The organism is Streptomyces sp. NBC_00190 (assembly GCF_036203305.1).
GTDB lineage: Bacteria > Actinomycetota > Actinomycetes > Streptomycetales > Streptomycetaceae > Streptomyces.
Window position 1 is genome coordinate 3397607 of sequence record NZ_CP108131.1, and the last position, 25234, is coordinate 3422840.

The 25234-nt window shown below is 72.7% G+C and carries 18 protein-coding genes; 8 read left to right on the forward strand and 10 right to left on the reverse strand.

All coding sequences use genetic code 11. From position 1 onward, the window contains the following. Window positions 1–60 precede the first annotated feature (60 nt). Window positions 61–1272, forward strand: coding sequence for a globin domain-containing protein (locus OG429_RS16355; RefSeq protein ID WP_328926057.1), 1212 nt, complete (start codon window positions 61–63; stop codon window positions 1270–1272). 22 nt (window positions 1273–1294) lie between these two features. Here OG429_RS16355 and OG429_RS16360 read toward each other — a convergent pair whose 3' ends face one another. Further along, window positions 1295–2296, reverse strand: coding sequence for a nucleoside triphosphate pyrophosphohydrolase (locus OG429_RS16360; protein ID WP_328926058.1), 1002 nt, complete (start codon window positions 2294–2296; stop codon window positions 1295–1297). Window positions 2297–2351: 55 nt separating this feature from the next. Continuing rightward, the gene (locus OG429_RS16365) at window positions 2352–2975 is read right to left on the reverse strand and encodes a SurA N-terminal domain-containing protein (RefSeq protein WP_328926059.1); all 624 of its coding nucleotides are present in this window, start codon (window positions 2973–2975) and stop codon (window positions 2352–2354) included. A 192-nt stretch (window positions 2976–3167) separates the two neighbouring features. Between OG429_RS16365 and OG429_RS16370 the strand changes: the two genes are divergently transcribed. Next, complete coding sequence (locus OG429_RS16370) at window positions 3168–5546, forward strand: YfhO family protein (protein ID WP_328926060.1); 2379 nt, start codon at window positions 3168–3170, stop codon at window positions 5544–5546. Here OG429_RS16370 and OG429_RS16375 read toward each other — a convergent pair. From OG429_RS16375 to mfd, 3 genes are all read right to left on the reverse strand, one after another. Next, on the reverse strand, window positions 5534–7039 hold the full coding sequence (locus OG429_RS16375; protein ID WP_328926061.1) for a serine/threonine-protein kinase: 1506 nt from the start codon (window positions 7037–7039) through the stop codon (window positions 5534–5536). The genes OG429_RS16370 and OG429_RS16375 overlap by 13 nt on opposite strands. Next, window positions 7036–7575: a hypothetical protein gene (locus tag OG429_RS16380; RefSeq protein ID WP_328926062.1), complete on the reverse strand. Its 540-nt coding sequence runs from the start codon at window positions 7573–7575 to the stop codon at window positions 7036–7038. Before OG429_RS16380 ends, OG429_RS16375 begins: the two co-directional genes overlap by 4 nt. Before the next feature lie 303 nt (window positions 7576–7878). Continuing rightward, complete coding sequence (gene mfd, locus OG429_RS16385; RefSeq protein WP_328926063.1) at window positions 7879–11415, reverse strand: transcription-repair coupling factor; 3537 nt, start codon at window positions 11413–11415, stop codon at window positions 7879–7881. Between the two features lie 209 nt (window positions 11416–11624). On the opposite strand from mfd, the gene OG429_RS16390 reads away from it, so the two are divergent. From OG429_RS16390 to OG429_RS16400, 3 genes are read left to right on the forward strand one after another with little or no spacing between them, the layout of a single operon-like run. Next, entirely contained in the window at window positions 11625–11894 is a 270-nt protein-coding gene (locus OG429_RS16390) for a type II toxin-antitoxin system Phd/YefM family antitoxin (protein ID WP_328926064.1), read from the forward strand. Next, window positions 11891–12265: a type II toxin-antitoxin system VapC family toxin gene (locus OG429_RS16395; RefSeq protein ID WP_328926065.1), complete on the forward strand. Its 375-nt coding sequence runs from the start codon at window positions 11891–11893 to the stop codon at window positions 12263–12265. The genes OG429_RS16390 and OG429_RS16395 overlap by 4 nt, the downstream gene beginning before the upstream one ends. Before the next feature lie 56 nt (window positions 12266–12321). Further along, window positions 12322–13731: a DUF2079 domain-containing protein gene (locus OG429_RS16400; RefSeq protein WP_405679817.1), complete on the forward strand. Its 1410-nt coding sequence runs from the start codon at window positions 12322–12324 to the stop codon at window positions 13729–13731. Between the two features lie 101 nt (window positions 13732–13832). Here OG429_RS16400 and OG429_RS16405 read toward each other — a convergent pair whose 3' ends face one another. Together OG429_RS16405 and OG429_RS16410 are read right to left on the reverse strand one after the other, a co-directional pair. Then, window positions 13833–16361, reverse strand: coding sequence for an ABC transporter permease (locus tag OG429_RS16405; RefSeq protein ID WP_328930293.1), 2529 nt, complete (start codon window positions 16359–16361; stop codon window positions 13833–13835). A 53-nt stretch (window positions 16362–16414) separates the two neighbouring features. Then, a complete protein-coding gene (locus tag OG429_RS16410) occupies window positions 16415–17191 on the reverse strand; it encodes an ABC transporter ATP-binding protein (protein WP_405681411.1) in 777 nt (258 codons plus the stop codon). Between the two features lie 331 nt (window positions 17192–17522). On the opposite strand from OG429_RS16410, the gene OG429_RS16415 reads away from it, so the two are divergent. Continuing rightward, on the forward strand, window positions 17523–19145 hold the full coding sequence (locus OG429_RS16415; RefSeq protein WP_405679816.1) for an MFS transporter: 1623 nt from the start codon (window positions 17523–17525) through the stop codon (window positions 19143–19145). A gap of 79 nt (window positions 19146–19224) precedes the next feature. Next, window positions 19225–20046, forward strand: a complete 822-nt coding sequence (locus tag OG429_RS16420; protein WP_328926067.1) for a hypothetical protein — start codon at window positions 19225–19227, stop codon at window positions 20044–20046. 9 nt (window positions 20047–20055) lie between these two features. Here the strand turns inward: OG429_RS16420 and OG429_RS16425 are convergent, their stop codons facing one another. Then, entirely contained in the window at window positions 20056–20607 is a 552-nt protein-coding gene (locus OG429_RS16425) for a CGNR zinc finger domain-containing protein (RefSeq protein ID WP_328926068.1), read from the reverse strand. An 82-nt stretch (window positions 20608–20689) separates the two neighbouring features. Here OG429_RS16425 and OG429_RS16430 point away from each other — a divergent pair, with 82 nt between their 5' ends. Further along, window positions 20690–21550, forward strand: coding sequence for an alpha/beta fold hydrolase (locus OG429_RS16430; protein ID WP_328926069.1), 861 nt, complete (start codon window positions 20690–20692; stop codon window positions 21548–21550). Window positions 21551–21751: 201 nt separating this feature from the next. Here OG429_RS16430 and OG429_RS16435 read toward each other — a convergent pair whose 3' ends face one another. Both OG429_RS16435 and OG429_RS16440 read right to left on the reverse strand, forming a co-directional pair. Continuing rightward, window positions 21752–22624, reverse strand: a complete 873-nt coding sequence (locus OG429_RS16435; RefSeq protein ID WP_328926070.1) for a cellulose-binding protein — start codon at window positions 22622–22624, stop codon at window positions 21752–21754. 123 nt (window positions 22625–22747) lie between these two features. After that, a complete protein-coding gene (locus OG429_RS16440) occupies window positions 22748–25231 on the reverse strand; it encodes an SUKH-4 family immunity protein (RefSeq protein ID WP_405959179.1) in 2484 nt (827 codons plus the stop codon). Window positions 25232–25234: the final 3 nt, after the last annotated feature.

Genomic DNA, 25234 nt, shown 5'->3' on the forward strand with positions numbered 1-25234 from the left:
GTAGATCTGCCATCACTTGACCTCATCTTCTCCGACATTCCTACTTTCGGTTTTGTGGATGTGAGGATCTTGAAAAGCAGCTTCGCGGTGGTGGAGAGACGGGCCGAGCACGCGGTCAAGTTCTTCTACTCCCACCTGTTCTGGCACAACCCCGGAGTCCGTGAGCTCTTCCCGGCCTCCTTCGAGGAAATGGAGCGACAGCGGGACCGGCTCTTCGCCGCGCTCACCCACGTGATCGCCCACCTGGAGAACGAGACCCTCGTCCCCTATCTCCATGAGCTGGGCCGCGACCACCGCAAGTTCCAGGCCCGCCCCGAGCACTACGCGGCCGTGGGCGAAAGCCTGCTCGCCGCCCTCGCCGCGACCTCCGGATCGGCGTGGACCCCGACGGTGGAGAAGGCATGGAGCGAGGCGTACCAGGTGATCGCCGACACGATGACGGCCGGCGCCGCCGCGGCCGAGGACCCGCCCTGGTGGGACGCGGAGGTCGTGCGCCACCTCCAGTACGGAAAGGACATCGGCGTGCTGACCCTGGCGCCGCACGCCCCCTTCCCGTATGTACCCGGCCAGTACACGAGCGTGAGCAGCGAGCGGGTCCCGAAGACCTGGCGCACGTACTCCATCGGCAACGCACCCCGCCCGGACGGCACCCTGGACCTGCACGTCAGCCGGATCCAGCGGGGGCGGGTCAGCACCGCCCTGGTCCGCGACGTCCAGCCGGGCGAGCGCCTGCGGCTCGCCGCCGCCGGCGGGCAGCTGACCTTCCGCCGCGCGGACCGCCCGGCCAGCTTCATCGCCGCCGGGACCGGCTGGGCGCCGGTCCGGGCCATGCTGGAGGATCTCGGGAAACACCCGCCCGACCAGGACGTGCGGCTCTTCGTGGTGGGACGGGACCCGGCCCACCTCTACGACCGCCCGCTGATCGACGAGTGGGCCGCCGCCTGCGACTGGCTCGGCGTCACCTACATCACGCCCGCTCCCGGGCGGCACCGCAACCAGGCCACCGACCGGCTGGCCACCGCGCTCAGCAACCGGGCCCTGTGGCCCGACCAGGACGTCTACCTCAGCGGGCCGCCGCCGTTCGTCGAGGAGACCGCGTACCTCCTGGAGGAGCTCGGCGCCCGACCGGGCCGGATCTTCTACGACTCCGTCCCCGACGCCGGAAAGGGCCACGGCCCGAACGGCCGCCCGCTGGGCTTCGGGGAATGGTTCCTGAACCGCCCGCCGCCTCACTGGCACGACCCCGCGGGCCGCGCGCCCCGGGCCGACTGAGACGCCATACCGCTGCTGAGGGCTACTCGCCGACGCCCTCGGCCGCACGGATCGCGTCCCGGTAGACGCGGGCCGCCGCCCGCAGCGCGGTCTCGGGGTCGATCCCCTCCGCCTCGGCGCGCGCCGCCAGTTCCAGCAGCTCGTACCCGATGCCCTCACCGCGGGGCAGTTCGACGGCCACGCCGCCCGTACGCACCCGGCCCGCAAGTTTGGCCGCGAGCGCGAGGCCCGGCTGGCCCACCGGAATCCCGTCCGTGACGGACTCCCGCCGCTTCTCGGCCGCCTTGGTGCGCTGCCAGTGGGCGCTGACGTCCTCCGGAGTCTCGGCCGTCTCGTCGCCGAAGACGTGCGGGTGGCGGTGGATCAGCTTCTCCACCAGGGCCCCGGCCACGTCGTCGATGGAGAACGCCTCGTCGCCGTCCCCGGTGCCCTCCTCCGCGATCCGGGCGTGGAAGACCACCTGGAGCAGGACGTCGCCGAGCTCCTCCCGCAGTTCCTCCCGGTCCCCGTCCTCGATCGCCTCGACCAGCTCGTACGCCTCCTCGATCGCGTACTTGGCCAGCCCCCGGTGGGTCTGCCGCGACGTCCAAGGGCATTCGCGCCGCACCCGGTCCATCACCTGGACCAGGTCGAGCAGACGGGCACCCGGCAGGTCGTACGAGCCGGGCAGCAGTTCCAGGTCGGGCATGGAGACCCGGCCCGATCCGGCCAGGCGCGCCAGCCCGTCGGTGAGCCGCTGGTCACCTTCGCCGCCCGGGAGCACCACGACGGTGCGGCCGCCGGCGCAGGCCTCGACCAGCGCGTGCGCCTCCGGGCTCTCGTGGACCACCTCGACACCCGCCTCCCGCAGGTACGGGAGCTGCGGGTGGCCGGGGTCGGCGCAGACCACCCGGTCCGCGGCGTGCAGGGCCTGCCACGCGGGCCAGGACAGCACGCCGGGGGCGACCCGGTGGCTGGTGGTCAGCAGGACGATGCGGCCGGTGGGCTCGGCCGTGGTGGATTCGGAGGGGTCGTGGTCGGTCACCCTCCGAACCTACCTCCGTCCGCCGTCCCGCGGCCCGGAGGGGCCCCGGTCGGTGTCAGGCTCCGGCGGGTTCCTGCTCGGGCCGGGTCCGCTGGGTGATCCAGGGGGTCTGTCCGGTGCCGAGCTTGATCTGCTGGGCGTCCCAGGCGCCGTAGCGCGGGTTGACCTCGATGCGCAGGGCCTTCGCGGCGGCCCGGGCCGGCTCCTCCAGCTTCCCGTTCCCGTACTTGGCGGCCAGCTTGGTGAGCAGCACGCGGTCCCGGATGAACCGGTCGGCCTGGCCGGGGGCCATGTGGCCCTTCTGCAGGAGCAGCGCCTCGAACTGCTCCGCTCCCTTGTTGTCCTCCACGTACGCCTTGCGCTCGTCCTCGATCTCCTTGGTGGAGACCGCGATTCCGGCCGTCGTGGCCATCTTGTCGATGATCCGGTTCTGGAGGATCGAGTCGAGCCGCTCCCGCTCCAGGTTCGGGGTGCTCGCGATGAGCTCGGCGGCGGCCTGCCCGGTCTTGTTCTGCGCCGCGCGCACGTCGTTGACCTGTGCCTGGAGTGCGGAGGTGGTGATGCGTTCGCCGCCGACGACGGCCGCGGTACCGGGGCGGGCTTCGCCCGAGCAGGCGGCCAGCAGCGGGGCCGCCAGGAGCAGGGCGGCGGAGACGGAGAGCGCTGTGCGACGGTGCAAAGGAGCCTCCAGGGCCGGGAGATTGTGCGTCGGTGCACAAGGGCCGTGCGGTGATCGATGGTATGAGGTCGCGGTGGTCCGGGCCACCGGTTCGACCAACGATTCCCGAGGTGTCGGGGTGCGCGGTTGTTCGTGTCGGGGTCACTCCGCGGCCACCCTCCGGCCCTCCCGTGCTGCCAAGGTCGGCCCACCATGTCGACACCGCACCGCTCGCCGCACGGCTCACCGCGCCGCCTGAGCTTGCTCGGCTCGGCCCTGGCCGCCCTGCTCACGGTGGTGGCCGTGTGCGCCGGGGACGCCGTGGCCCGCGTCTTCCCGTACGGCCCACGCCACCGCAGCATCAACGACCTCGGCAATCAGTTCGTCCCCTTCCACGCGCACCTGTGGGACCTCCTGCACGGCCGCGCGCGGGGCGGACTGCTGTTCAACTGGCAGTCCGGATACGGCACCAGTTTCCTGCCCGACCTCGGGACCTACCTCACCAGCCCGTTCTCCGTCCTGGTCGGTCTCTTCCCGCGCGACGGCATAGACCTCGCGGTGTACGTGGTCACCGTCCTGAAGACGGCGGCCGCGGCGGCGGCGATGACCTGGCTGCTGCGCACGCAGCGCCGCGGGGCCTGGTGGGCGGCGGGGCTGCTCGGGGCCTCGTACGCGCTGTGCGGCTGGTCGGTGATCGAGGCCTCCTACAACCCGATGTGGCTCGACGGGCTGATCGCCTTCCCCCTGCTGTGCCTGACCGGTGAATGGGCCCTGCGCGGGCGGCGGATCGTGCTGTCGCCGCTGGTCGTCGCCGTCTGCTGGACGGCGAACTTCTACACCGCCTACATGGCGACGCTGGGTGCGGCGCTGGTGCTGCTGGTACGGGTGGTACTGACGCGTGAGGGGGTCCGGACCCGGCTCGCAGTGATCGGGCGGGCGGCCGCGACGACCGTGCTGGGGATCGCCCTCGCGGCGCCGGTCCTGGCCCCCCTGTTCCTCAGCTCCGGGCAGGCCTACCCGGGCTGGGTCAAGGAGTTCAGGCCGGTGTCCTGGGCGGACCTCTTCGCCCGCCTGATGCCGGCCACGTACTCCTTCTCCTCCCCCGCCGTCTTCCTGGGCACCGGGACACTGCTGCTGGTGGCCGCGCTCCCCTTCCACGGGACCGTGCCGCCGCGCACCCGGCTGGCGTGGGCGGGGCTGACGGCGGCCGTGGCGCTCTCCCTCCAGTGGGCGCCGACGCACCTGGCCTGGCACCTGTTCGCGACCCCGAACGGAAGCCCGTACCGGCAGGCCTTCGTGCTGGCCGGGATCGCCGTGCTCGCCGCCTGGACCGGACTTTCGGCGGGGCTGCCGGGGCCGCGCGCGCTGGCGGCGGGAGCGGGCCTGCTGGCGGCCGCGGCGCTGTGGGCACGCGGCAGCACGCTGACGACGGCGTGGGGGTACGTGCTCTTCGGCGGCGGGCTGGCGCTGGCCGCCGCGGGCTGGTGGGCGCTGCAGCTGCGCCACCGCCGCCTGGCGCTCCCGGCGGCCGCGCTCCTGGCGGCCGTACTCGTCGGCCAGGCCGCCGCGACGACCGCGTACGGGCACAAGGGCAAGCTGGGCGGCCTCGACGACTACCCGTCCTGGTCCTCGGCGCACACCGCGCGCGCCGAGGCCCTGGCCGGCGCCGAGGGCTGGCCGGCGTACCGGACCGACCCGAGCCGGCCGGCCCTGACGGGCAACGACCCGATGCTGCTGGGCGGGGAGGGCGGCTCGTACTACAGCAGCCACACCCCGGACGTGTTCACCCGGACGATGGTGGCGCTGGGCGCGGGCTGGACCTCGCGCGGGCGCAACGTACAGAGCATCGACAACCCGGTGACGGACGCCGTCTTCGCGGTCGGCGCCCGGCTGCGGCCGGACGGCACGGTCGCCCGCGCCGAGGTCCCTCCGCTGGTCACGACCCGCCCGCCGGGCGCTCCCGCCGCCTACGGCGACTCCCCCTTCGCCAACCAGGAACTGCTGCTGGGCGCGCGGGTGTACGAGGACCCAGCTGCGCCGGGGATCTGCCGCGCGGGCACGGAGGCCTACCTGTGGGCGCCGGAGTACAACGCGACGGCCCGGCTCGTCGGCGGCCCGCCGCTGCGGCTGAACGGCAACGCCCCGCGCAACCGGGCGGCCGTCCAGCCGCTGGGCGTCTCGCGGGGGGAGTCCTCACCGCTGGTCTTCGACCAGGCCGCGCCCGCGCGGTGGACGCTGTCCTGCCTGGACCGGGGCCGGCTGGACGCGGCCGTGGACCGGCTGCGCGCCACGGCCGCCACGTCGGTCGTGGTCGGCTCCTCGCGGGTCCGGGCCACGCTCCCGCCGGGCAGCACGGGCACGGCGGTCCTGTCGGTCCCCGCGATCTCCGGGTGGAGCTGCAACGACCGTCCGGCGTCGGCCTATCTGGGCCTGGTCGCGGTCCCGTTGGAGCCCGGAACCACCCGCCTCGACTGCACCTTCCGCCCCCCGGGTCTCATCCCGGGCGCGGCGGTGGCCGCCCTGGCCCTGACCGTCGTACCGGTCCTTGCCCTGTGGCAGCGGCGTCACGGGCAGCGGCGTCAGCGGACCTGACCGAGCCAGTGCAGGGTGCGGCGGACCTCACCCGGGAAGGGGTGGTTCGGGCCGTGCAGGCGCTCCGCGTCGAACAGCAGGCGGGCCAGGGTCTCGTGGGCCGCCTGCCGGTCGCCGAGGGAGAGCAGCAGGTGCGCGATCCGGCGGCGGACCTCCAGGGGGAGTCCCGGGTCCGGGTTGGCGTAGTGGTTCTCGAAGAGCGGCAGCAGCGAGCGGTACTCCGCCAGGGCCGCGGCCGGTTCGCCGAGCTGCTCCAGGCACTGCGCCGAGTCGTAGCGGAAGCGCAGCGACTGGGGGTCACCGGCCGGGAACTCGTCGGCCAGGCGGCGCAGTTCCGGCAGGGCGCGGCGGTACTGGCCGTCGTCCATCAGCGTGGCGGCGTACTGCTTGCGCAGGGAGCGGACCACCGGCGAGTGCTCGCCGTGCTGGGCGGCGGCGGCCGGGAGGATCCCGCCGAGGATGTCGCCGGCCTGGGTCAGCTGCCCCTGGTCCAGCAGCTTGCGCGCCTCGTCCACGGCGCCGGGGATGTCGGGCTGCGCCGTGGGCGGGGACGTCGGCTGGGGCGGGATCACGGTGGCCCGGTCCGGCCAGGGGGCGTGCGGGCGCAGGAAGGGGCGGGTCGGGTCGAGGGGGCCCACGGGGGTGCGGCTGCCGGCGGCGGGCAGCAGCGGCGCGAGGGCCTCGTAGACCTCCTGCGCTGAGGCGGGGCGGTCCTGCGGGTCCTTGGCCAGCAGGCGCAGCAGGATCGCCTCCAGCTCCGCCGGGATCTCCGGGCGCTTGGGGCGGACCGGGGCCGGGGGCTCGTACAGGTGGCGGTGGAGCACGCCCAGGGCGGTGGACCCGGCGAAGGGGACGTTTCCGCTGAGGAGTTCGTACAGCAGCACGCCCAGCGCGTAGAGGTCGGTGTACGGGCCCACCGCGCCGCTCATGGCCTGCTCGGGCGCCATGTAGGCGGGGCTGCCGATCGGCGTGCCGGTGCTGGTGAGGCGGGTGGTGTCGGTGTCCATCACCGAGGCCACGCCGAGGTCCAGGACCAGGACGGTGCCGTCCGGGCGGACCATCACGTTGCGCGGCTTCAGGTCGCGGTGGACGATCGGTACGGCGTGCACGGCCGAGAGGACCGAGCACAGCTGCGCGGCGACCGAGACCGCCCACTGCCAGGGGTACGGGTCGTGCTGGGCGATGTGGTCGGCGAGGTCGGTGCCCTCGACGTATCCCATGACGAGGAAGAGCTCGTCGCCGTCGCTGCCCGCGTCGTGCACGGTGACCAGACCGGGGTGGTCCACCTGCGCCGTGACCCGGCACTCGCGCACGAAACGGCGGCGCAGTTCCTCGGCGACGGTGCCGGGGCCGGCGACCTTGTCGGGACGCAGCAGTTTGACGGCGACGCGGCGGTCCAAGCGCTTGTCGTACGCCGTCCAGACCTGGCCCATGCCGCCCTGTCCCAGGATGGAGGCCAGCTGGTAGCGGTCTCCGATGAGCCGGTCGGTCACTGATTCGGGTCCTGGATCGCGGTCGTGTTCGGGTCCTGGTAGGGACCGCCGGGCGGCGGGGTCTGCTTGCGCAGCAGTTCGCTGAGCTCGTCGAGTTCGGCGCGGACCTGCCCGATGCGCGGGGGCGGGGTCGGCTGCGGCGGGACCTGCGGGGGCAGGGGCGCCGGGGCGGGAGCCTGCGCGGGCGGGTAGCCGTAGGCGGGGCGGGCGGGCTGCGCCGGCGGGTACCACTGCGCGGACGGGACGGCCGCCCGCTTCTCGTAGTGCCGGATGTCGGCGACGAGGAAGTACACACAGGTCGCGAGGCCGGTGATGAGGGTGCCGAAGGCTCCGGTGTTGCCCTGCCAGCCGTCGGTGTCGGGGGTCGGGTCGAGGCCGATCAGCACGACCCAGCTGACGGACAGCACGAAACTGACCGCGAGCAGCGCCCAGTCGCGGGCCGCGCGGGTCACGAGCGCGAGCCTCAGCATCGAGCCCCAGGCCAGGAAGCCACAGGTCAGGATCGGCAGCAGCGAGAACAGCACGCGCAGGGTCACCACAGCCCCGGTATTGGGCTGGTGACCATGCTGCGGCGGGTAGCCGGGGCCGTGCATCGGTGCTCCTGACAGGCCGTGCGGAAAAGGGATTCAGGGTCTGAGCGTATACAGCGATTCCGGCCATGGTGAGGGGATGGGCCCAACCGTTGCACGGTCGCCGCAGAGGCGGTCCCGACTGCGGGTCGCGGACCGCGGCGAGCGGATCACCCCAAGCGGGCGTACCACCACGAACGGGATCGGAAGCCGCGCGGGTGCGGCCGCGGTCCGGGACCCTCCGGTCCCCGGCCGCGGCCGGCCGTGTTCCTACGAGCCGAGGATCGTGGCGAGGAACTCCCCCGTCCATGCCAGCAGTTCCCGCCCGACCAACGGCTTCCCGCCGATCTTCCCGGTCTTCGGGCGCGGGATGAGCACCTGCGAGGTGGCGGGCTTGAGCACCGCCCCCGGGTAGAGCCGCTTCAGGCGCAGCTCCTGCGACTCGCGCAGTTCCACCGGCCCGAAACGGATGTTGGCGCCCTGCAGGGTGATGTCGGCGACCCCGCACGCACGCGCCAGCATCCGCAGCCCGGCCACCAGCAGCAGGTTCTCCACCGGCTCCGGCAGCTTGCCGTAGCGGTCGGTGAGTTCCTCCCGTACGGCCTTGACGTCCGCCTCGGAGTTCGCCGAGGCGATGGACCGGTACGCCTGCAGGCGCAGCCGCTCGCCGGGCGCATAGTCGTGCGGGACGTGCGCGTCGACCGGCAGCTCGATCTTGACGTCCAGCGGCGGCTCCTCCTCCACCCCGCCCTCGACGGCGGCCCGGTAGTCGGCCACCGCCTCGCCGACCATCCGGATGTACAGGTCGAAGCCGACGCCCGCGATGTGACCGGACTGCTCGCCGCCGAGCAGGTTGCCCGCGCCGCGGATCTCCAGGTCCTTCATCGCCACGTACATGCCGGCGCCCATCTCGGTGTGCTGGGCGATCGTCGCGAGCCGCTCGTGCGCGGTCTCGGTCAGCGGCTTCTCCGGCGGGTACAGGAAGTACGCGTACCCGCGCTCGCGGCCTCGGCCCACACGCCCGCGCAGCTGGTGCAGCTGGGAAAGGCCGAAGTTGTCGCCGCGCTCCACGATCAGGGTGTTGGCGTTGGAGATGTCGATGCCCGACTCGACGATCGTGGTCGACACCAGCACGTCGAACTTCTTCTCCCAGAAGTCCACGACGACCTGTTCCAGGGCCTGTTCGGACATCTGACCGTGCGCAGTCGCGATCCGCGCCTCGGGCACGATCTCACGCAGCTTGGCCGCCGCCCGGTCGATGGACTCGACCCGGTTGTGGATGTAGAAGCACTGGCCCTCGCGCAGCAGTTCACGGCGGACGGCCGCGCCGATCTGCTTCTCCTCGTACGGACCGACGAAGGTGAGCACCGGGTGCCGCTCCTCCGGCGGGGTGGTGATCGTCGACATCTCACGGATGCCGGTCACCGCCATCTCCAGGGTGCGCGGGATCGGCGTCGCGGACATGGTGAGCACGTCGACGTTGGCACGGAGCTTCTTCAGCTGCTCCTTGTGCTCGACGCCGAACCGCTGCTCCTCGTCGACGATGACCAGGCCCAGGTCCTTGAACTTCGTCTCCTGCGAGAACAGCCGGTGGGTACCGATGACCACGTCCACCGCTCCCTCGCGCAGACCCTCCAGCGTGGCCTTGGACTCCGCCTCGCCCTGGAACCGGGACAGCGCCTTCACCTTCACGGGGAACTGGCTGTAGCGCTCGGAGAAGGTGCCGAAGTGCTGCTGCACGAGGAGCGTCGTCGGAACGAGGACGGCGACCTGCTTTCCGTCCTGGACCGCCTTGAAAGCGGCGCGCACGGCGATCTCGGTCTTGCCGTAGCCGACGTCGCCGCAGATCAGCCGGTCCATGGGGACCGACTTCTCCATGTCCTCCTTGACCTCGGCGATGGTGGTGAGCTGGTCGGGCGTCTCCGCGTACGGGAAGGCGTCCTCCAGTTCGCGCTGCCAGGGGGTGTCCGGGCCGAAGACGTGGCCGGGGGCCGCCATGCGCGCGCTGTACAGCTTGATGAGGTCGGCGGCGATCTCCTTGACCGCCTTCTTCGCGCGCGCCTTCGTCTTGGTCCAGTCGGCGCCGCCGAGCCGGTGCAGGGTCGGGGCCTCGCCGCCGACGTACTTGGTGACCTGCTCCAGCTGGTCGGTGGGGATGTAGAGGCGGTCGCCGGGCTGGCCGCGCTTGGCGGGGGCGTACTCGACGAGGAGGTACTCGCGGGTCGCGCCCTGGACGGTGCGCTGGACCATCTCGATGTAGCGGCCCACGCCGTGCTGCTCGTGGACGATGTAGTCGCCGGCCTCCAGGGTCAGCGGGTCGATCGTCTTGCGCCGCCGGGTCGGCATCCGGCCGAGGTCCTTGGTGGCGGTGCGCTGCCCGGTGAGGTCGGTCTCGGTGAGGACGGCCAGCTTGAGGGCCGGGTCGACGAAGCCGTTGTCGATCGAGCCGCAGGCGACGTGCACGATGCTCGGCTCCAGCGTGCCCAGGTCCGCTTCCAGGCGGGCCGCGATGCCCTCGCCGCCGAGCACCTCGACGGTGCGGGCGGCCGGGCCGTGGCCCTCGGTGAGGTAGACGGTGTGCCAGCCGTCGGCGATCCAGCCCTTGGTGTCGGCGAGCGCGCGGGCGGTGTCGCCGCGGTAGGCCTCGGGGGCGTGCATGCCGAGCTTCAACGTGTCGCCGCCAACCGCCTCTTCGTCCGCGGCGAAGGGGGAGACCGACCACCACATCATGCCGAGCTCGCGGGCGTGGTCGCGTACGTCGGCGAGGCCGCGCAGCGAGGCCGCGCCGACGTCGATGGGGGCCTCGCCGCCGCCCGCGGTGGCGGCCCAGGACGCCATCAGGAACTCCTGGCTGGTGGCGACCAGGTCGGCGGCCCGGGTCCGTACCCGCTCGGGGTCGCAGACGACGGCCATCGCCCCGGCGGGCAGGACGTCGATCAGCAGCTCCATGTCGTCGACCAGGACCGGGGCCAGGGACTCCATGCCCTCGACGGCGATCCCCTCGGCGATCTTGTTCAGCAGCTCGCCGAGCTCGGGGTGGTCCTCGGCGAGGGCCGCCGCCCGCTCCCGTACCTCGTCGGTCAGCAGCAGCTCACGGCAGGGCGGTGCCCACAGGCCGTGCTCGGCGATCTCCAGCGACCGCTGGTCGGCGACCTTGAAGTAACGGATCTCCTCGACCTCGTCGCCCCAGAACTCGATGCGCAGCGGGTGTTCCTCGGTGGGCGGGAACACGTCGAGGATGCCGCCGCGCACGGCGAACTCGCCGCGCTTCTCGACGAGCTCCACGCGCGCGTACGCGGCCGCCGCCAGCGCCTGCGTCACCTCGCCGAGGTCGACGCTCTGCCCCTGCCGCAGGGCCACCGGCACCAGATCGCCGAGCCCCTTGACCTGCGGCTGGAGCACGGAGCGGATCGGCGCGACGACCACGGAGACGGGCCCTGCGGCCGGGTCGTCCTTGCTCGGGTGCGCGAGGCGGCGCAGTACGGCGATCCGGCGGCCCACGGTGTCGCTGCGCGGGCTGAGCCGCTCGTGCGGGAGCGTCTCCCAGGACGGGTAGTCCACCACCTCGTCGGGCGACGGCATGAGCGAGCGCAGCGCAGCGGCCAGGTCCTCGGCCTCGCGCCCGGTCGCGGTGACCGCGAGGACGGTCCGCCCGGTCTGCCGGGCCAGCGCGGCGATCGCGAAGGGCCGCGCGGCGGCGGGGCCGACCAGGTCCACATGCATGCGGTTGCCGTCCCCGGCCGCGGTGACCGCCTCGGTGAGGGCGGGATCCCGGGTGACGGCGTCGAGCAGTCCGTGCAGGCTCATGTAGAGGCTTTCCATCCGGTGAGGGGGCAACGCGAAGGGCCCGACACGCTCGCGGGCCGGGGGTTCCCACCCTACGACGCCCCCCGGCGCCACGCGCGGGGGATTCGGGTCACCCGTGGGGGTGACGGAGCTGGCGCCCACTGGGCCGATCCGATTACGCTTGGTCCAGCAATTAGTCCACCTCTGGCGTCCCCGTCGAAGGAGTCCCCATGGAAGGGGCCCGGCAGTACAACGTCCACGAGGCGAAAACCAACTTCTCCAAGATCCTGGAGGCGGTCGCCACCGGCGAGGAGGTGATCATCAGCAAGGCGGGGGAGCCCGTCGCCAAGGTGATCCCGCTCGCGGGGAAAGTCTTGCGGACCTCGCGAGGATCCGTCAGGGAGCCCGTGGTGTTCGCCGACGACTTCGACGACATGTCCGATGACGCCGGCTTCGCCGAGGCCTTCGGGCTACTCCCCCACACCGAGGCCGCCGAGTGAAGCTCCTGGCGGACACTCACGTCATCGTGTGGTGGCTGACGGACTCCCCACAGCTGTCCGACGAGGTCAAGGACCTGCTGGACACCGAGCGCCTCGCGTACGTCAGCGCGGTCACCCCGTGGGAACTGGCGGTCAAGCAGGCTCTCGGCAAGCTCGACGGCCCGGAGGACCTGCCGGAGCGAGCCAGGGACTGTCAGCTCAGGCCGCTGCCGGTCACCGCGCTCCATGGCATCCGGGCGGGACAGCTGCCCCTCCACCACAGGGATCCCTTCGACCGCATGCTGATCGCCCAGGCCCAGTCGGAAGGGCTGACCCTCGTCACGCGTGACAAGTTCATCCCGCTTTACGATGTCCCGGTACTGACCGTCTGAGCTCGCCGCGACGCTTTCCGCCGGAGAGACGCCGACCGGCCGAGGAGCACGAGTCCGTGACGAGCGATGCGATAGCCCGCCCCGCCGCGCCGGCGGCCACAGCCGCCGTGAAGGCGGGGAGCCGACGGTGGGCCGGGCCCTGGATGGTGGCCGCCGGGCTGTTCCTCGTCTACCTCGTGCTGTCCGTCGGACGGTTCCGGCGGATGGAGTGGGCCTCCTGGGACCTGGGCATCTTCGAGCAGGCGATCCGCGCGTACGCGCACCTGCGCGAGCCCGTCGCCGATCTGAAGGGGCCGGGGGCCAACATCCTCGGAGACCACTTCAGCCCGGTCATCGCGACCCTCGCCCCCTTCTACCGGATCTTCCCGGGCCCCGTGACCCTGCTCGTCGCGCAGGCCGCGCTCTTCGCGCTCTCCGCCGTCCCCGTCACCAGGGCGGCCGGGCGGTTCCTGGGCCGGCCCCGCGGGCTCGCCGTCGGGATCGCGTACGGGCTGTCCTGGGGGATCCAGCGGGCCGTCGAGTTCGACTTCCACGAGATCGCCTTCGCCGTGCCCCTGCTGGCCTTCGCCCTGGAGGCGGTCCTCGCCCGGCGCTGGCGGGCCGCCCTGTTGTGGGGGCTGCCGCTGCTCCTCGTCAAGGAGGACCTCGGTTTCACCCTCGCCGCCCTGGCCGTGGTCGTCGCCTGGCGGGCCCGGCCCACCGACCGGCGGGCCGCCGCGGTCGCCCTCGGCGTCGCCGCCCTGGCCACCGTCCTCGCCGCCCTGGTGTTCACCGTCGTCATACCGGCCTTCGCCACGGCGGGCTACGGCTACTGGGACAAGATCCACGGCGCGGGCCCCCTCGACGGCTTCGGCACCAAGCTCACCACCCTGGCCTGGGTGCTGATCCCGACCTCCGGACTGCTGGCCCTGCGCTCACCGCTGCTGCTGGTCGCCGCCCCCACCCTCGGCTGGCGGTTCCTGTCCGGCGACGACCACTACTGGTCCACCGACTGGCACTACAGCGCCGTCCTCATGCCCGTCGTGGCCCTCGCCCTCATCGACGCGATCGACACCGCCCGGCGCGGTGAGCGGGCCTGGCTGCGCGCGTACGCACTCCAGCTGCCCACCGCCGTCCTCGCCGCCGGCCTCGCCCTCAGCGTGACCAGCCTGCCGACCGAGAAGCTCGCGCAGGCCCGTACGTACGAGAAGCCCGCCCGGGTCACCGCGATCGAGGAACTCCTCGACCGGATCCCCGACGGGGCGACGGTGGAGGCCGACACCGCGCCGCTGACCCGGCTGACCTCCCGCTGCCGCGTGCTGTGGATCGGCGGCAGCAAGGGCGTCGTCCCCGACTGGATCACCCTGGACAACTCCTCCAAGTGGGCCGGTCAGGACCCGACCGGTTATGCCCGGCAGCTGCACCCCGGCGAGCGGTTCGAGCTCGTGGGCGAGGCCGAGGGCGTCGTCCTGATGCGCCACGAATGACGCGACGCCGGTCCGGGACCCCAAGGTCCCGGACCGGCGCCTCCCCCGTGCTCCCCCGCTTCCCCCCGCTTTCCCCCGTACGAACGCGGCGGCAGGTACCCCTACTCGCTCGCGATCGCGTTCAGAACGTTCATCCGCCCCGCCCGGAAGGCCGGGACCAGCGCGGCGAACAGGCCCACGAAGGCCGAGGCGGCGAACACCCCGAGGATCGTCGGCCAGGGGATCTCCAGAACCTTGAGGCCTTCGAGCGCGAGCAGCTGCTGCGCGGTGGCGCCCCAGCCCATGCCCAGCCCGAGGCCGAGCAGGGCGCCGAAGAGGGCGATGACCACCGACTCCAGGCGGATCATGCGGCGCAGCTGGCGGCGGGAGAGGCCGATGGCGCGCATCAGGCCGATCTCGCGGGTCCGCTCCACCACCGACAGGGCCAGGGTGTTCACGACCCCCAGGACCGCGACGATGATGGCGAGGCCGAGGAGCCCGTAGACCATGTTCAGGAGCTGGCCGACCTGGTCCTTGAGCGCCTGCTTGTAGTCGGCCCGGTTGCGCACGTCGTACTGCGGGTACTCCGCCACCGCCGCCTTGACCGCCTGGTACGCGGCGGCGTCGGACTCCCCGTCCTTCGCGCTGGCCAGCAGCATGAAGGGGAGCGGCATCCGGTCGGCCGGCACGTTCGCCTGGGCGACCGCGGTGCTGACGAACATCATGCCGCTGTCGAAGGTGCCCTCGTCGCTGGTGATCGCCGCGACCTTCAGCTTGACGGTGCTGCCGCCCGTGAAGGCGACCGTCAGCTCGTCACCGAGCTTGACGTGGTGCGCGGTGGCGTAGATCGAACCGACCGACATCGAGCCCTTGCCGTACGCCGCCGCCTGCTCTCCGGCGACCATCTTGCGCCGCATGTCCCCGGCGTACGTCGGGTCGGTGGCGCCGATGCCCTCCTCGACGGTGGAGCCGTCGGGGGCGGTGACCTTCGCCTCCACCTGGCGGTAGGCGGTGACGTGGTCGAGGCCCTTGACGGCACGCAGCGCCTGCTCGGCCTGCGGCACGACCATCTGCCCGGACTGGGAACTGAGCATGAAGTCGGCGCCGACGGACTTGTCGAGTTCCTCGGTGGCGGAGGCCACCATCGAGGAGCCGACCACCGACAGGCAGGCGACCAGGGCCAGGCCGATCATCAGCGCGGCGGCGGTGGCGCCGGTGCGGCGCGGGTTGCGCAGGGCGTTGCGCTCGGCGAGCCGGCCCACGGACCCGAAGGGCCGCAGCACCACGCCGGACAGCGCCCGCACCACGCCCGCGGCGAGCAGCGGGCCGATCACGATGAAGCCGATGAGGGTGAGGACGACGCCCAGGCCCAGCCAGAGCGATCCGGGTCCGGCCTTCTCCGCGGCGGAGGCGAGGTAGAGCCCCGCGCCGCCGATGCCGGTGAGGACCAGGCCGAGGACGGCGCGGACGACGCCGGCCTTCTTGTCCCCGGGGGTGCCGGACTCGCGCAGGGCGGCCATCGGGGAGACCTTGCCGGCCCGGCGGGCCGGGATGAAGGCGGCGACGGCGGTGACCTTGATGCCGAGCAGCAGGCCGATGGCCGGGGTGGTCCAGGCGACGGTCAGATCGTCGGTGGACAGGTGCATGCCCATCTGGCCCATGACCTTCATCAGGCCGACGGCCAGGCCCACACCCGCGCCGACGCCCAGCACGGAGCCGACGAAGCCGAGGATGTAGGCCTCCAGGACGACGGACTTGAGGACCTGTCCGCTGTCCGCGCCGATGGCGCGCATCAGGCCGATCTCGCGGGTGCGCTGGGCAACCAGCATCGAGAAGGTGTTGAAGATCAGGAAGATGCCGACGAGGAAGGCGATCCCGGCGAAGCCGAGCATCACGTACTTCATGACGTCGAGGAAGGAACCGACGTCCTTGCGGTTGGCGTCCGCGGCTTCCTTGGCGGTCTGCAGCTTGTACGTGTCCGCGCCGACGGCGCTCGCGATGCCCTGCTTGAGCTGCTCGTCGCTCACCCCGTCCTTGGCGGTGACGTTGACGTGCGTGAAGGAGCCGGGGGAACCGAGCAGCGCCTGCTGCGCGGTGGCGGTGTCGAAGTAGACGACGGCCGCACCCGGGTTGGTGACGGTGAAGGCGGCGATACCGGTGATCTTGGCGCGGATGTCACCGGTGACGGCGATGGTGCGCAGTTCGTCACCGAGCCCCAGGTGGTGCTTTTCCGCGGTGTCGGAGTCGACCATCACCTCGGTGGGGCCGCGCGGCGCCCGGCCGGCGGTGATCTTCATGGACTTGAGCTCGTTGTCGTTCCAGTTGCCCGCGATGGTCGGGGCACCGGTGGTCGAGCCCATGTTCTCGTTCTTGGAGTTGACGACCGTGACGGACGTCGACATGACGGCGCCCTCGGCGCTCTTGACGCCCTCGGCCTTCTTCACCTGCTCGACGGTGGGCCCTGCCAGCGTCTCGGGCTTGCCGCGCTCCGGGGTCTCCTCCCCGCCCTTCGCCTCCTTCGGGCTGACCGTCACATCGGCGCTGGTGACGGCGAACAGCTTGTCGAAGGTGGTGTTCATGGTGTCGGTGAACACCAGGGTGCCGCAGACGAAGGCGACGGAGAGCATGACGGCGACGGCCGAGAGCGCCATCCGTCCCTTGTGCGCGACGAAGTTGCGCCGGGAGGTCTTCAGGACGGTGTTGCTCACGAGGTCCGCCCGCGCGCGTCGAAGTCCTTCATGCGGTCCAGGACCTGCTCGGCCGTGGGCCCGTACATCTCGTCGACGATCTTGCCGTCGGCGAGGAAGATGACCCGGTCCGCGTACGAGGCGGCCACCGGGTCGTGCGTGACCATCACGATGGTCTGGCCGAGTTCGTCCACCGAGCGGCGCAGGAAGCCGAGGACCTCGGCGCCGGCCCGCGAGTCCAGGTTTCCGGTCGGCTCGTCGCCGAAGATGATCTGCGGGCGGGCGGCGAGGGCGCGGGCGACCGCCACGCGCTGCTGCTGGCCGCCGGAGAGCTCGGTCGGGCGGTGCTTCAGGCGCCCGGCCAGGCCGACGGTCTCCACGACCCGGTTCAGCCACTGGGCATCGGGCTTGCGGCCCGCGATGTCCATGGGGAGCGTGATGTTCTCCAGGGCGTTCAGGGTGGGCAGCAGGTTGAACGCCTGGAAGATGAAGCCGATCCGGTCACGGCGCAGCTGCGTGAGCTTCTTGTCCTTCAGCCCGGTGATCTCGGTGTCGTCGAGGTGGATCTGCCCGCTGGTCACCGTGTCGAGACCGGCGAGGCAGTGCATCAGCGTGGACTTGCCGGAGCCCGAAGGACCCATGATCGCGGTGAACTGGCCGCGGTGGATGTCCACGTCCACCGTGTCAAGGGCCATGACGCGCGTCTCGCCGGAGCCGTAGGCCTTGACGACCTTCCGCGCCCGGGCCGCGACGGCTGCGTGCCCCTGGCCGTCCCCGTGCCTGGTTTCGGTCATAGCCGTTGTCACGGTGTTTCTCCTTCTCGTCTTCTGCGTGCGTCGCCGTCGTGAAGTCTGTTGCGCGGCGGGCTCCGGCGCGCTGGTGCCCATTGCCGTATCGGTCCGGGGGTTAACCCCACCCCTCGGGCTCCCGGCCCCATGTGAACCAGTTAAGGACGCGCCGCGGCCCGTCTCCTCCTCCGCCGGGACGAAAGACCCCCGGCACCTTGTGCGGAGCGTCCCCTAGGGGTTCTCCGCCCTTCGGGGGACCTGCTCTGGGGGATACCGCCGCATACGGCAGCGGTGAGAAGGTGTTCCCCGCATGTGCGTGCAGGGGGAAGGAATCTTCGTGGGGTCTGGGGAGAGAGCGGACGGAAGTCCGGACGGCATAGCCGGGGGGAGCGACGGCCCCTCCGGGAGCACGGTTTCGGCCAAAGGCGCGGGGCCCGGCACGGCGGCGGGGGCCGGGGTGGCGGCGCCGGGGCGCCCGCCCGCCCCCGTGGTCGCCTCACTGATGCTCGGCATGGCGCTCGTCGCCCTCGACAGCACCATCGTCTCCACCGCGGTGCCCCAGATCGTGGGCGACATCGGCGGGTTCTCCGTCTTCTCCTGGCTCTTCTCCGGCTACCTGCTGTCCGTCACCGTCACCCTGCCCGTGTACGGGAAGCTGTCCGACACCTTCGGCCGCAAGCCCGTGCTGCTCTTCGGCATCGGGCTCTTCCTCGTCGGCTCGCTGCTGTGCGCGCTCGCCTGGAACATGGCCGCCCTCATCGCCTTCCGGATCATCCAGGGCCTGGGCGGCGGCGCCCTCCAGGGCACCGTCCAGACCCTGGCCGGCGACCTCTACCCGCTCAAGGACCGGCCGAAGATCCAGGCCCGGATGTCGACCGTCTGGGCCACCTCCGCCGTGGCCGGGCCGGCCCTCGGCGGGCTGCTCGCCTCGTACGCGCACTGGCGCTGGATCTTCCTGATCAACCTGCCGCTGGCCGCCCTCGCCCTGTGGATGATCGCCCGTCACCTCACGGAGCCCGTACGGTCCCCCGGGCGCCGGGGCCCGGTCGACTGGGCCGGGGCACTGGGCATCTTCGCCTGCGGCGGCCTGCTGCTGTTCGCGCTCGTCCAGGGCGGGGTCGCCTGGCCCTGGCTGTCCGCGCCCTCGCTGGGACTGCTGGGCACGAGCGCCGTACTGGCCGCCGTGGTGGTCCGGATCGAGCGCCGGGCCGAGGAGCCGATCCTGCCCGGCTGGGTGTGGCGCCGGCGCACCATCGCCGCCGTCAACCTGGCCATGGGGGCGCTCGGCCTGCTGATGGTCGCCCCGATGGTGTTCATGCCCACGTACGCCCAGTCCGTTCTCGGGCTCGGGCCCATCAGCGCCGGGCTGGTCATGTCCGTGATGACCCTCAGCTGGCCCATCACCGCCGCGTTCAGCCAGCACGTCTACCGGCGCATCGGCTTCCGGAACACCGCGGCCGTCGGGATCGGGCTGGCCGCGGTGATCCTGTACTCCTTCACCCTGCTCCCCTATCCCGCCCTGCCCTGGCAGCCCGCGCTGATCATGCTGCTGCTGGGCGGCGCCCTCGGCATCTTCCAGCTCCCGCTGGTCGTCGGGGTCCAGTCCACCGTCGGCTGGGCGGAGCGCGGGACCGCGACGGCCTCGGTGCTGTTCTCCCGCCAGGTCGGCCAGAGCATCGGCGCCGCCCTGCTGGGCGCCGTCGCCAACGCCACCATCGCCGCCCGGCTGGTGGACGCCCCCATGCCGGGCCTTCCGGACAAGCTGGACGACGTGTCCAAGGCCCTGGACCAGCCGGGGCTGCTCCCCCAGGCCGCCGCCGACTACCTGCGGGAGGCCGTGGCCGCCGCCGTGGACCACATCTTCCTCGGCGCGACGGGCGCAGCCGTGGCCTCGCTGCTGATCCTGCTGCTGGTGGCGCCGCGCAGGTTCCCGGTGCTGCCCGAGCAGAGCGAGGAGTAACGGGCCTTCCCAGGAAGCGACTTGTCATGCCCTCAGCCAACGGGTAAGTGTGGGGCACAACCGTTTCCGGGGGGACGACATGGCATCCGCACTCTTCGCACTGGCGTTACTCGCCGCGCTCGCCGGGCCGCTCGCCCAGCGGCTGCGCCGCCACCCGGCCTTCGTCACCGGGCGCGACGGCCGGCTCTCCACCTCCACCGCGCTCGCCCTGGCGTGGACGGTGGTCCTGGTCTGGCTGCTGCTCACGACCCTCGGCTACGGACTCACCGCGGGCGGCGGCATCGGCTGGTTCCAGGGCGAGCACGGCCCGCTGTCCTCACTGACGACGGTGTACCTGCCGCTGATCGGGGGCCCGTACGCGGCCATGATCGCCGCGAAGACGGTGGTCGGCATCCGCGTGGAGAACGGCAGCATGGCCAAGCCGGCGCCGAAGCCGGCGGCCACGGGCGGCCGCCCGCTGCGGGAGCTGATCGCGAACGACAGCGGCCGGACCGACCTCGTCGACCTCCAGTACGTCGCGCTCAGCGCGGTCACGATGCTCTACGTCGTCCTGTTCTTCCTCTCCGACGTGGGCGCCGGACTCCCCCGCCTCCCCGACGAGATCTGGGCTCTTACGGGCGCACCGGCGGGGGCGTACCTCGTGAACAAGATGGCCACCCGCGCCAACCCGGTGATCACGGACGTCACCGTCTCCGACGGCCTGCTCACGGTCGAGGGCGGCGGCTTCACCGACCCCCGCCTCACGGTGGCCGACACCACGCTGCCCGCCACCCCGGACCCCGTGACGGGCGCCCTGACGGCCCCGCTGCCGGCCACGACGCAGCCCCCGTTCACGGTGGTGGTCACCTCCCGCGGCCTGCGCAGCGACCCCTACCGCTACGAGGCCCCGGCCGCGGGCTGAGCGCCGCGGCTACGGGAGCTTGTGGCGGGCGTAGTAGCGAGCCACCCGGGCCCGGTTGCCGCAGGCCGACGCCACGCACCAGCGGCGCCTCGGGTGCAGCGGAAGGAACAGCAGGACGCAGTCCTGCGCTTCGCAGCCTCGGACCGACGTCACACGCGGGTCCGTCAGGAACTCCGCGACCACCTCGGCCAGTTCCGCCGCGAGCCGCCGCGCCGGGTCCGCCGCCCGGTGCGAAGCCGCCGCCAGGCCCGCCTGCGCACTCCAGGCCAGCTCACGGTGGGCGGGCGCCGCGGCCATGGCCTCGTTCAGCGCGCGCAGCGCATCGCCCGGCGGCCGCTCCCCGCACCGTACGGCCGCGAGCGCGGGCCGCGCGGCCTCCCGCACGGCCCGTACGGCGGCCACCTCGGCCGCACCCACGTCCACGACCGGGGTCAGTCGGCCGGCCTGCTCGGCCAGCCATGCCGCGAGACCCTCCGGCCCGGCGACCAGGTCGCCCTCGGCGGTCAGGGTGTTGAGGAGGTCCAGGGCGAGGGGCTCGCCGGTCAGCGGGAAGACTGTCACGCCACTAACGCTACCTGAAGCACTTGACCCGTTAGCCATCCCCGGGCAAAACTAATGGAACTAAGCCACCAGGAGGCATGTGATGATCGCGTCCGTCCAGCACCGAACCGTCGACGTCGACGGTGTGCGCGTCGCCTACCGCGAAAGCGGCCCCGCCGACGGCCCCGTCCTGCTGCTCCTCCACGGCTTCCCCACCGCCTCGCACCAGTTCGCCCGCCTGATGGACGCCCTCGGCGACACCCCGTACCGCCTGATCGCCCCCGACTACCCCGGCTTCGGCCGGACCGAGGCACCGGACGGCTTCGCCTACACCTTCGACCGGCTCGCCGACGTCATGGAGGGCTTCACCGACGCCCTCGGCCTCGACCGCTACGCCCTGTACGTCTTCGACTTCGGCGCCCCGGTCGGCCTACGGCTCGCCACCCGCCGCCCGGACCGCGTCACGGGCCTGATCGTCCAGAACGGCAACGCGTACGACGAGGGACTCTCCGAGGCGGCCCGCGAGTTCGCCGGCCTGCGGCGCGAGGTGTCCGGCAACGAGGAGCGGGTCCGGGGCCTCTTCACCCCGGAAGGCACCCGCTTCCAGTACGAGACCGGGGTCGCGGACACCACCCTGATCTCCCCGGACAACTGGACGCTCGACATCCACTACCTCGGCCTGCCCGGGCGCGCCGACGCCCAGGCCGACCTCGCCTTCGACTACGCCTCCAACTTCGCCCACTACCCGGCCTGGCAGTCCTGGCTGCGCACCGCACGGCCGCCGGTCCTGGTCGTCTGGGGCGCGGGCGACCCCTTCTTCACCCCGGCGGGAGCGAAGGCCTACCTCCGGGACGTCCCCGACGCCGCCGTCCACGTCTTCGACGGCGCGGGCCACTTCGCCCTGGAGACCCACCTCCCCGCCATCACCCCCCTGATCGCCACCTTCCTCACGAACCTCCCCTAGCCGAGCAGGAACCAAGACGGAGGGGCCGGGGCCGGGGACGGGGACGGGGTGGGGTGCCGGCCGGGACGTAAAACGTGATGTGTGGCGCGACCGCAGGTCGCGCCACCTGATCCCGATCAGAAGCCATAAATCATGCAGTCCCGGCCGGCACCCCACCCCGGCACCGGCACCGGCACCGGCACAGCCGAGCCCCCACCCAGTTCAGCCCTCCGCAGGAGCCCGGCCCGTCAGCGCCGCCAGACTGGACCGCACATGGCTCATGTGCGCCCGCATCTCCTCCTGCGACTCCGCATGCTCCCGCAGGATCCGCTCCGTCTCCCGACCCACCCGCTCCTCCGCCACCCGCGCCTGCGCGACCAGCTCGGCCGCCAGCGCCTCCGCGTCCTCCTGCCCGTGCCGCGCCGACTCCTCGGCCTCCGCGAACCCCCGACGCGCCTCCGCCAGCCGCCCCTCCGCGTACCGCTCCGCCTCCTCCGCCCACGCCGCGAACTCCGCCTCCCGCGCCGCCAGATCCCGCTCGGCCGCCTCCCACCGCTCCGCCTGCTCCTGCTCGCGCTCCGCGAGCAACGCGTCCGACCGCCGCCGCATCTGCGTCAGCGCGGCCACCGCCTCCGCCCGCCACCCCTCCGCGTCCGCCCGCGCCTCCGCCCGCGCGTCGTCCGCCTCCCGCTGCGCCCGCAGCAGCCCCTGCCGGGCCCGGACCTCCGTCTGCTCGCGCACCGCCTCCGCGTCCGCCCGCGCCAGCTCCGCCCCCCGGTCCGCATGCGCCTCGGCCGCGCCCAGCGTCTCGGACGCGTCCGCCCGCGCCTCCGCCCGAACACAGTCCGCCTCCTCCTGCGCCAGCAGCAGGATCCGGCGGGCGCGCTCGCTCAGGTCCTCGTACGTCTGCGGAGCCAGCGCGGCCACCGTCTCGCGCAGCCGCGCCGCCTCCTCCTCCATCTGCCTCGCCAGGACGGTCAGCCGGGCCACGCGCTCCCAGGCCTCGTCACGGCTGCCGGAGAGCCGCGCGAGATACCGGTCGACCTCTTCCGTGCGGTAGCCACGACCGCGCACAGTCGCAATGGGTGCACTCATCCTGGAAGCGCCTCTCTCGCGGGGATTCCTGTCAAGGATGCGCCATTTGCTCCCAGAAGCCGGAATGGCCGGGCCGAGACCCTGTTCGGGGGTCTCGGCCCGGCCACTCAACTGATCATCCGATCAGAGCAGTCCGTCCCACATCTGCTCCAGCAGCACCGACCACCAGCTCTCCGGAGAGGCCAGCGCCGCACTGTCCAGCCCCGCCAGATTCGCCTGGAAATCGACGGTCCAGCGACCCGCCTGTTCCGGCGTCAGATGCTGGCGCAGGCGCCACATGTGACCCAGCATCGCGAGGGACCGCACGAACTGCGGCAGGCTGGAGTTCACGAACTGCGGCGGCACCGGAGCACCGCCCGGACCGCCCTCCACCGGCACCGCCACGATGTGCGCGGTGCCGTACTGCACGCACAGCGCCTTGCCGAAGTCGCTGCCGACGACGAGGTACGAGCCCGCGTCCGAAGCCGGCGCCACCTGCCGCTGCGCGGCCATCTCGGCCAGCGTCGGCACCGGCTGGCCCGGCACCGCCTGTGCCCAGAAGAACGGCCCGAAATCGACGGGCAGGCCCGACCACATCAGCGTCTGCGCCACGATCTCCGGCACACCCTGACGGGACACCGCCCGCTGGTCGAAGCGGAACACGCCCTGCGGGCCGAACGCCCCCACCAGCTCCTGCGCGATCGCGTCCAGCGGGATCGCCGGCTGGAGCGGAACCTGCGGCAGGGGCACCCGTACCGGCGCGGGGCGCGCCGGACCGTCCGCCACCTGGTGCAGCTCGCCCTGATGGGTGAGCAGGTGACGCATGCCCTGCTGACGGCCCGCGTGGTCCTGGCCGTACGGGGCCACGCTGGTGATCCGCACCTGCGGCCAGGTCTCCCGGATCATCCTGGCGCAGTAACCGCCGGGCAGCTCGCAGGACTCCAGCTCGGTGTGCAGCTCCAGCACCTGCTGCGGCGGCACGTTCATGGCGCGCAGCTCGTGCAGGATCTGCCACTCGGGGTGCGGGGTACCGGGCGCGGAACGGCGGATGAGCTGCTGCTCGGAGCCGTCGGGAGCGCGGTAGCGCAGTACGGCCTGGTAGCCGGGGCCGACCGTGGGCGCACCGGTGTGCGCCGGGGGCTGCGCGACGGGACCGGCAGGCGCCGGCCCGGGCGGACCGGGAGGCGCGGGCGGCTGACCCGTCACGGCGGGACCGGCCAGCATCGTCGCCGCATGGTCGAGCCCACGACCCTGCGAACCACCCGGAACACCAGGCGGACCAGGCGGCTGCGGCACACCGGCACCCGGAGCACCGGGCGGACCGGGAGGCGCCGGCGGCTGACCCGTCACCGCAGGACCCGCCAGCATCGTCGCCGCATGATCAAGCCCACGACCCTGCGAACCACCCGGAACACCAGGCGGACCAGGCGGCTGCGGCACACCGGCACCCGGAGCACCGGGCGGACCGGGAGGCGCCGGCGGCTGACCCGTCACCGCAGGACCCGCCAGCATCGTCGCCGCATGATCAAGCCCACGACCCTGCGAACCACCCGGAACACCAGGCGGACCAGGCGGCTGCGGCACACCGGCACCCGGAGCACCGGGCGGACCGGGAGGCGCCGGCGGCTGACCCGTCACCGCAGGACCCGCCAGCATCGTCGCCGCATGATCAAGCCCACGCCCCTGCGAACCACCCGGAACACCAGGCGGACCAGGCGGCTGCGGCGGCTGACCCGCACCCGGAACACCGGGAGCACCGGGAGCACCGGCGGGGCCACCCTGACCGGAGACCGGCCGGGAGATCTGGGCCTTGCTCGTCGGCGCGTCGGCGATGCTGTCCGCCTGCGGCGCCAGCGTCGGCACCACAGCGGTCCGCGGCAGCTGGCTGCCACCCGGCATCAGCGTGGTCTGGGCCTCCGGCGCCGACCTGGACGACAGCGCCTCGTCCAGGTCCGACCCGGACAGCGGCGGCGCGAACACGGTCGCGGGCAGCGGCACGGACGCGTCGTCCGCACCCGGATTCACATCGGTCCCGGCCCACGGCGTGGCCCCGGTCGGAACGGCCGCCGCAGCAGCCGCCGGAACCCCGTCGTTGGCCGTCGGCTCGTACGGGACCTCGCCCCCGCGCCGCAGCGGCACCGCGTCCGTCGGCGCCGGCGCGGCGGCAACGGCCGGAACGGGTGCCGGTGCCGGATCGGCCGGAGCCTGAACCGGCGAAGACGAGGCCGAAGACGAAGGCACGGCAGCCGGAATCCCCGCCCGGTCCGCCGCCTCCTGCAGCCACTCCGGCGGGCTCAGCATGAACGACGTCTGCTCCGAGTCGATCCGCGGCGGCGGAACCGAAGCCTCCGAAGCCGCCGCGGCAGCCGACGCCCCGTACTCCTCCTCGTACCGGCGGATCACCTCACCCACCGGCAGCCCCGGCCACAGCGTCACCTCCCCGCTGTCCCGCGCGATGACCAGCCGCTGCCGCCCACCACCGGACACCGGACCGGCCGCGCGGTCCTCCGCCCACACCACGAACCCGAGCCCGAACTCCCGTACACGCACCTCACGGTGCTGGTACGCGGGCACATCGCCGTTGATCCATTCCTCAGCGCGCTCCTGCGCCTGCGCAAATGTCACCACCGC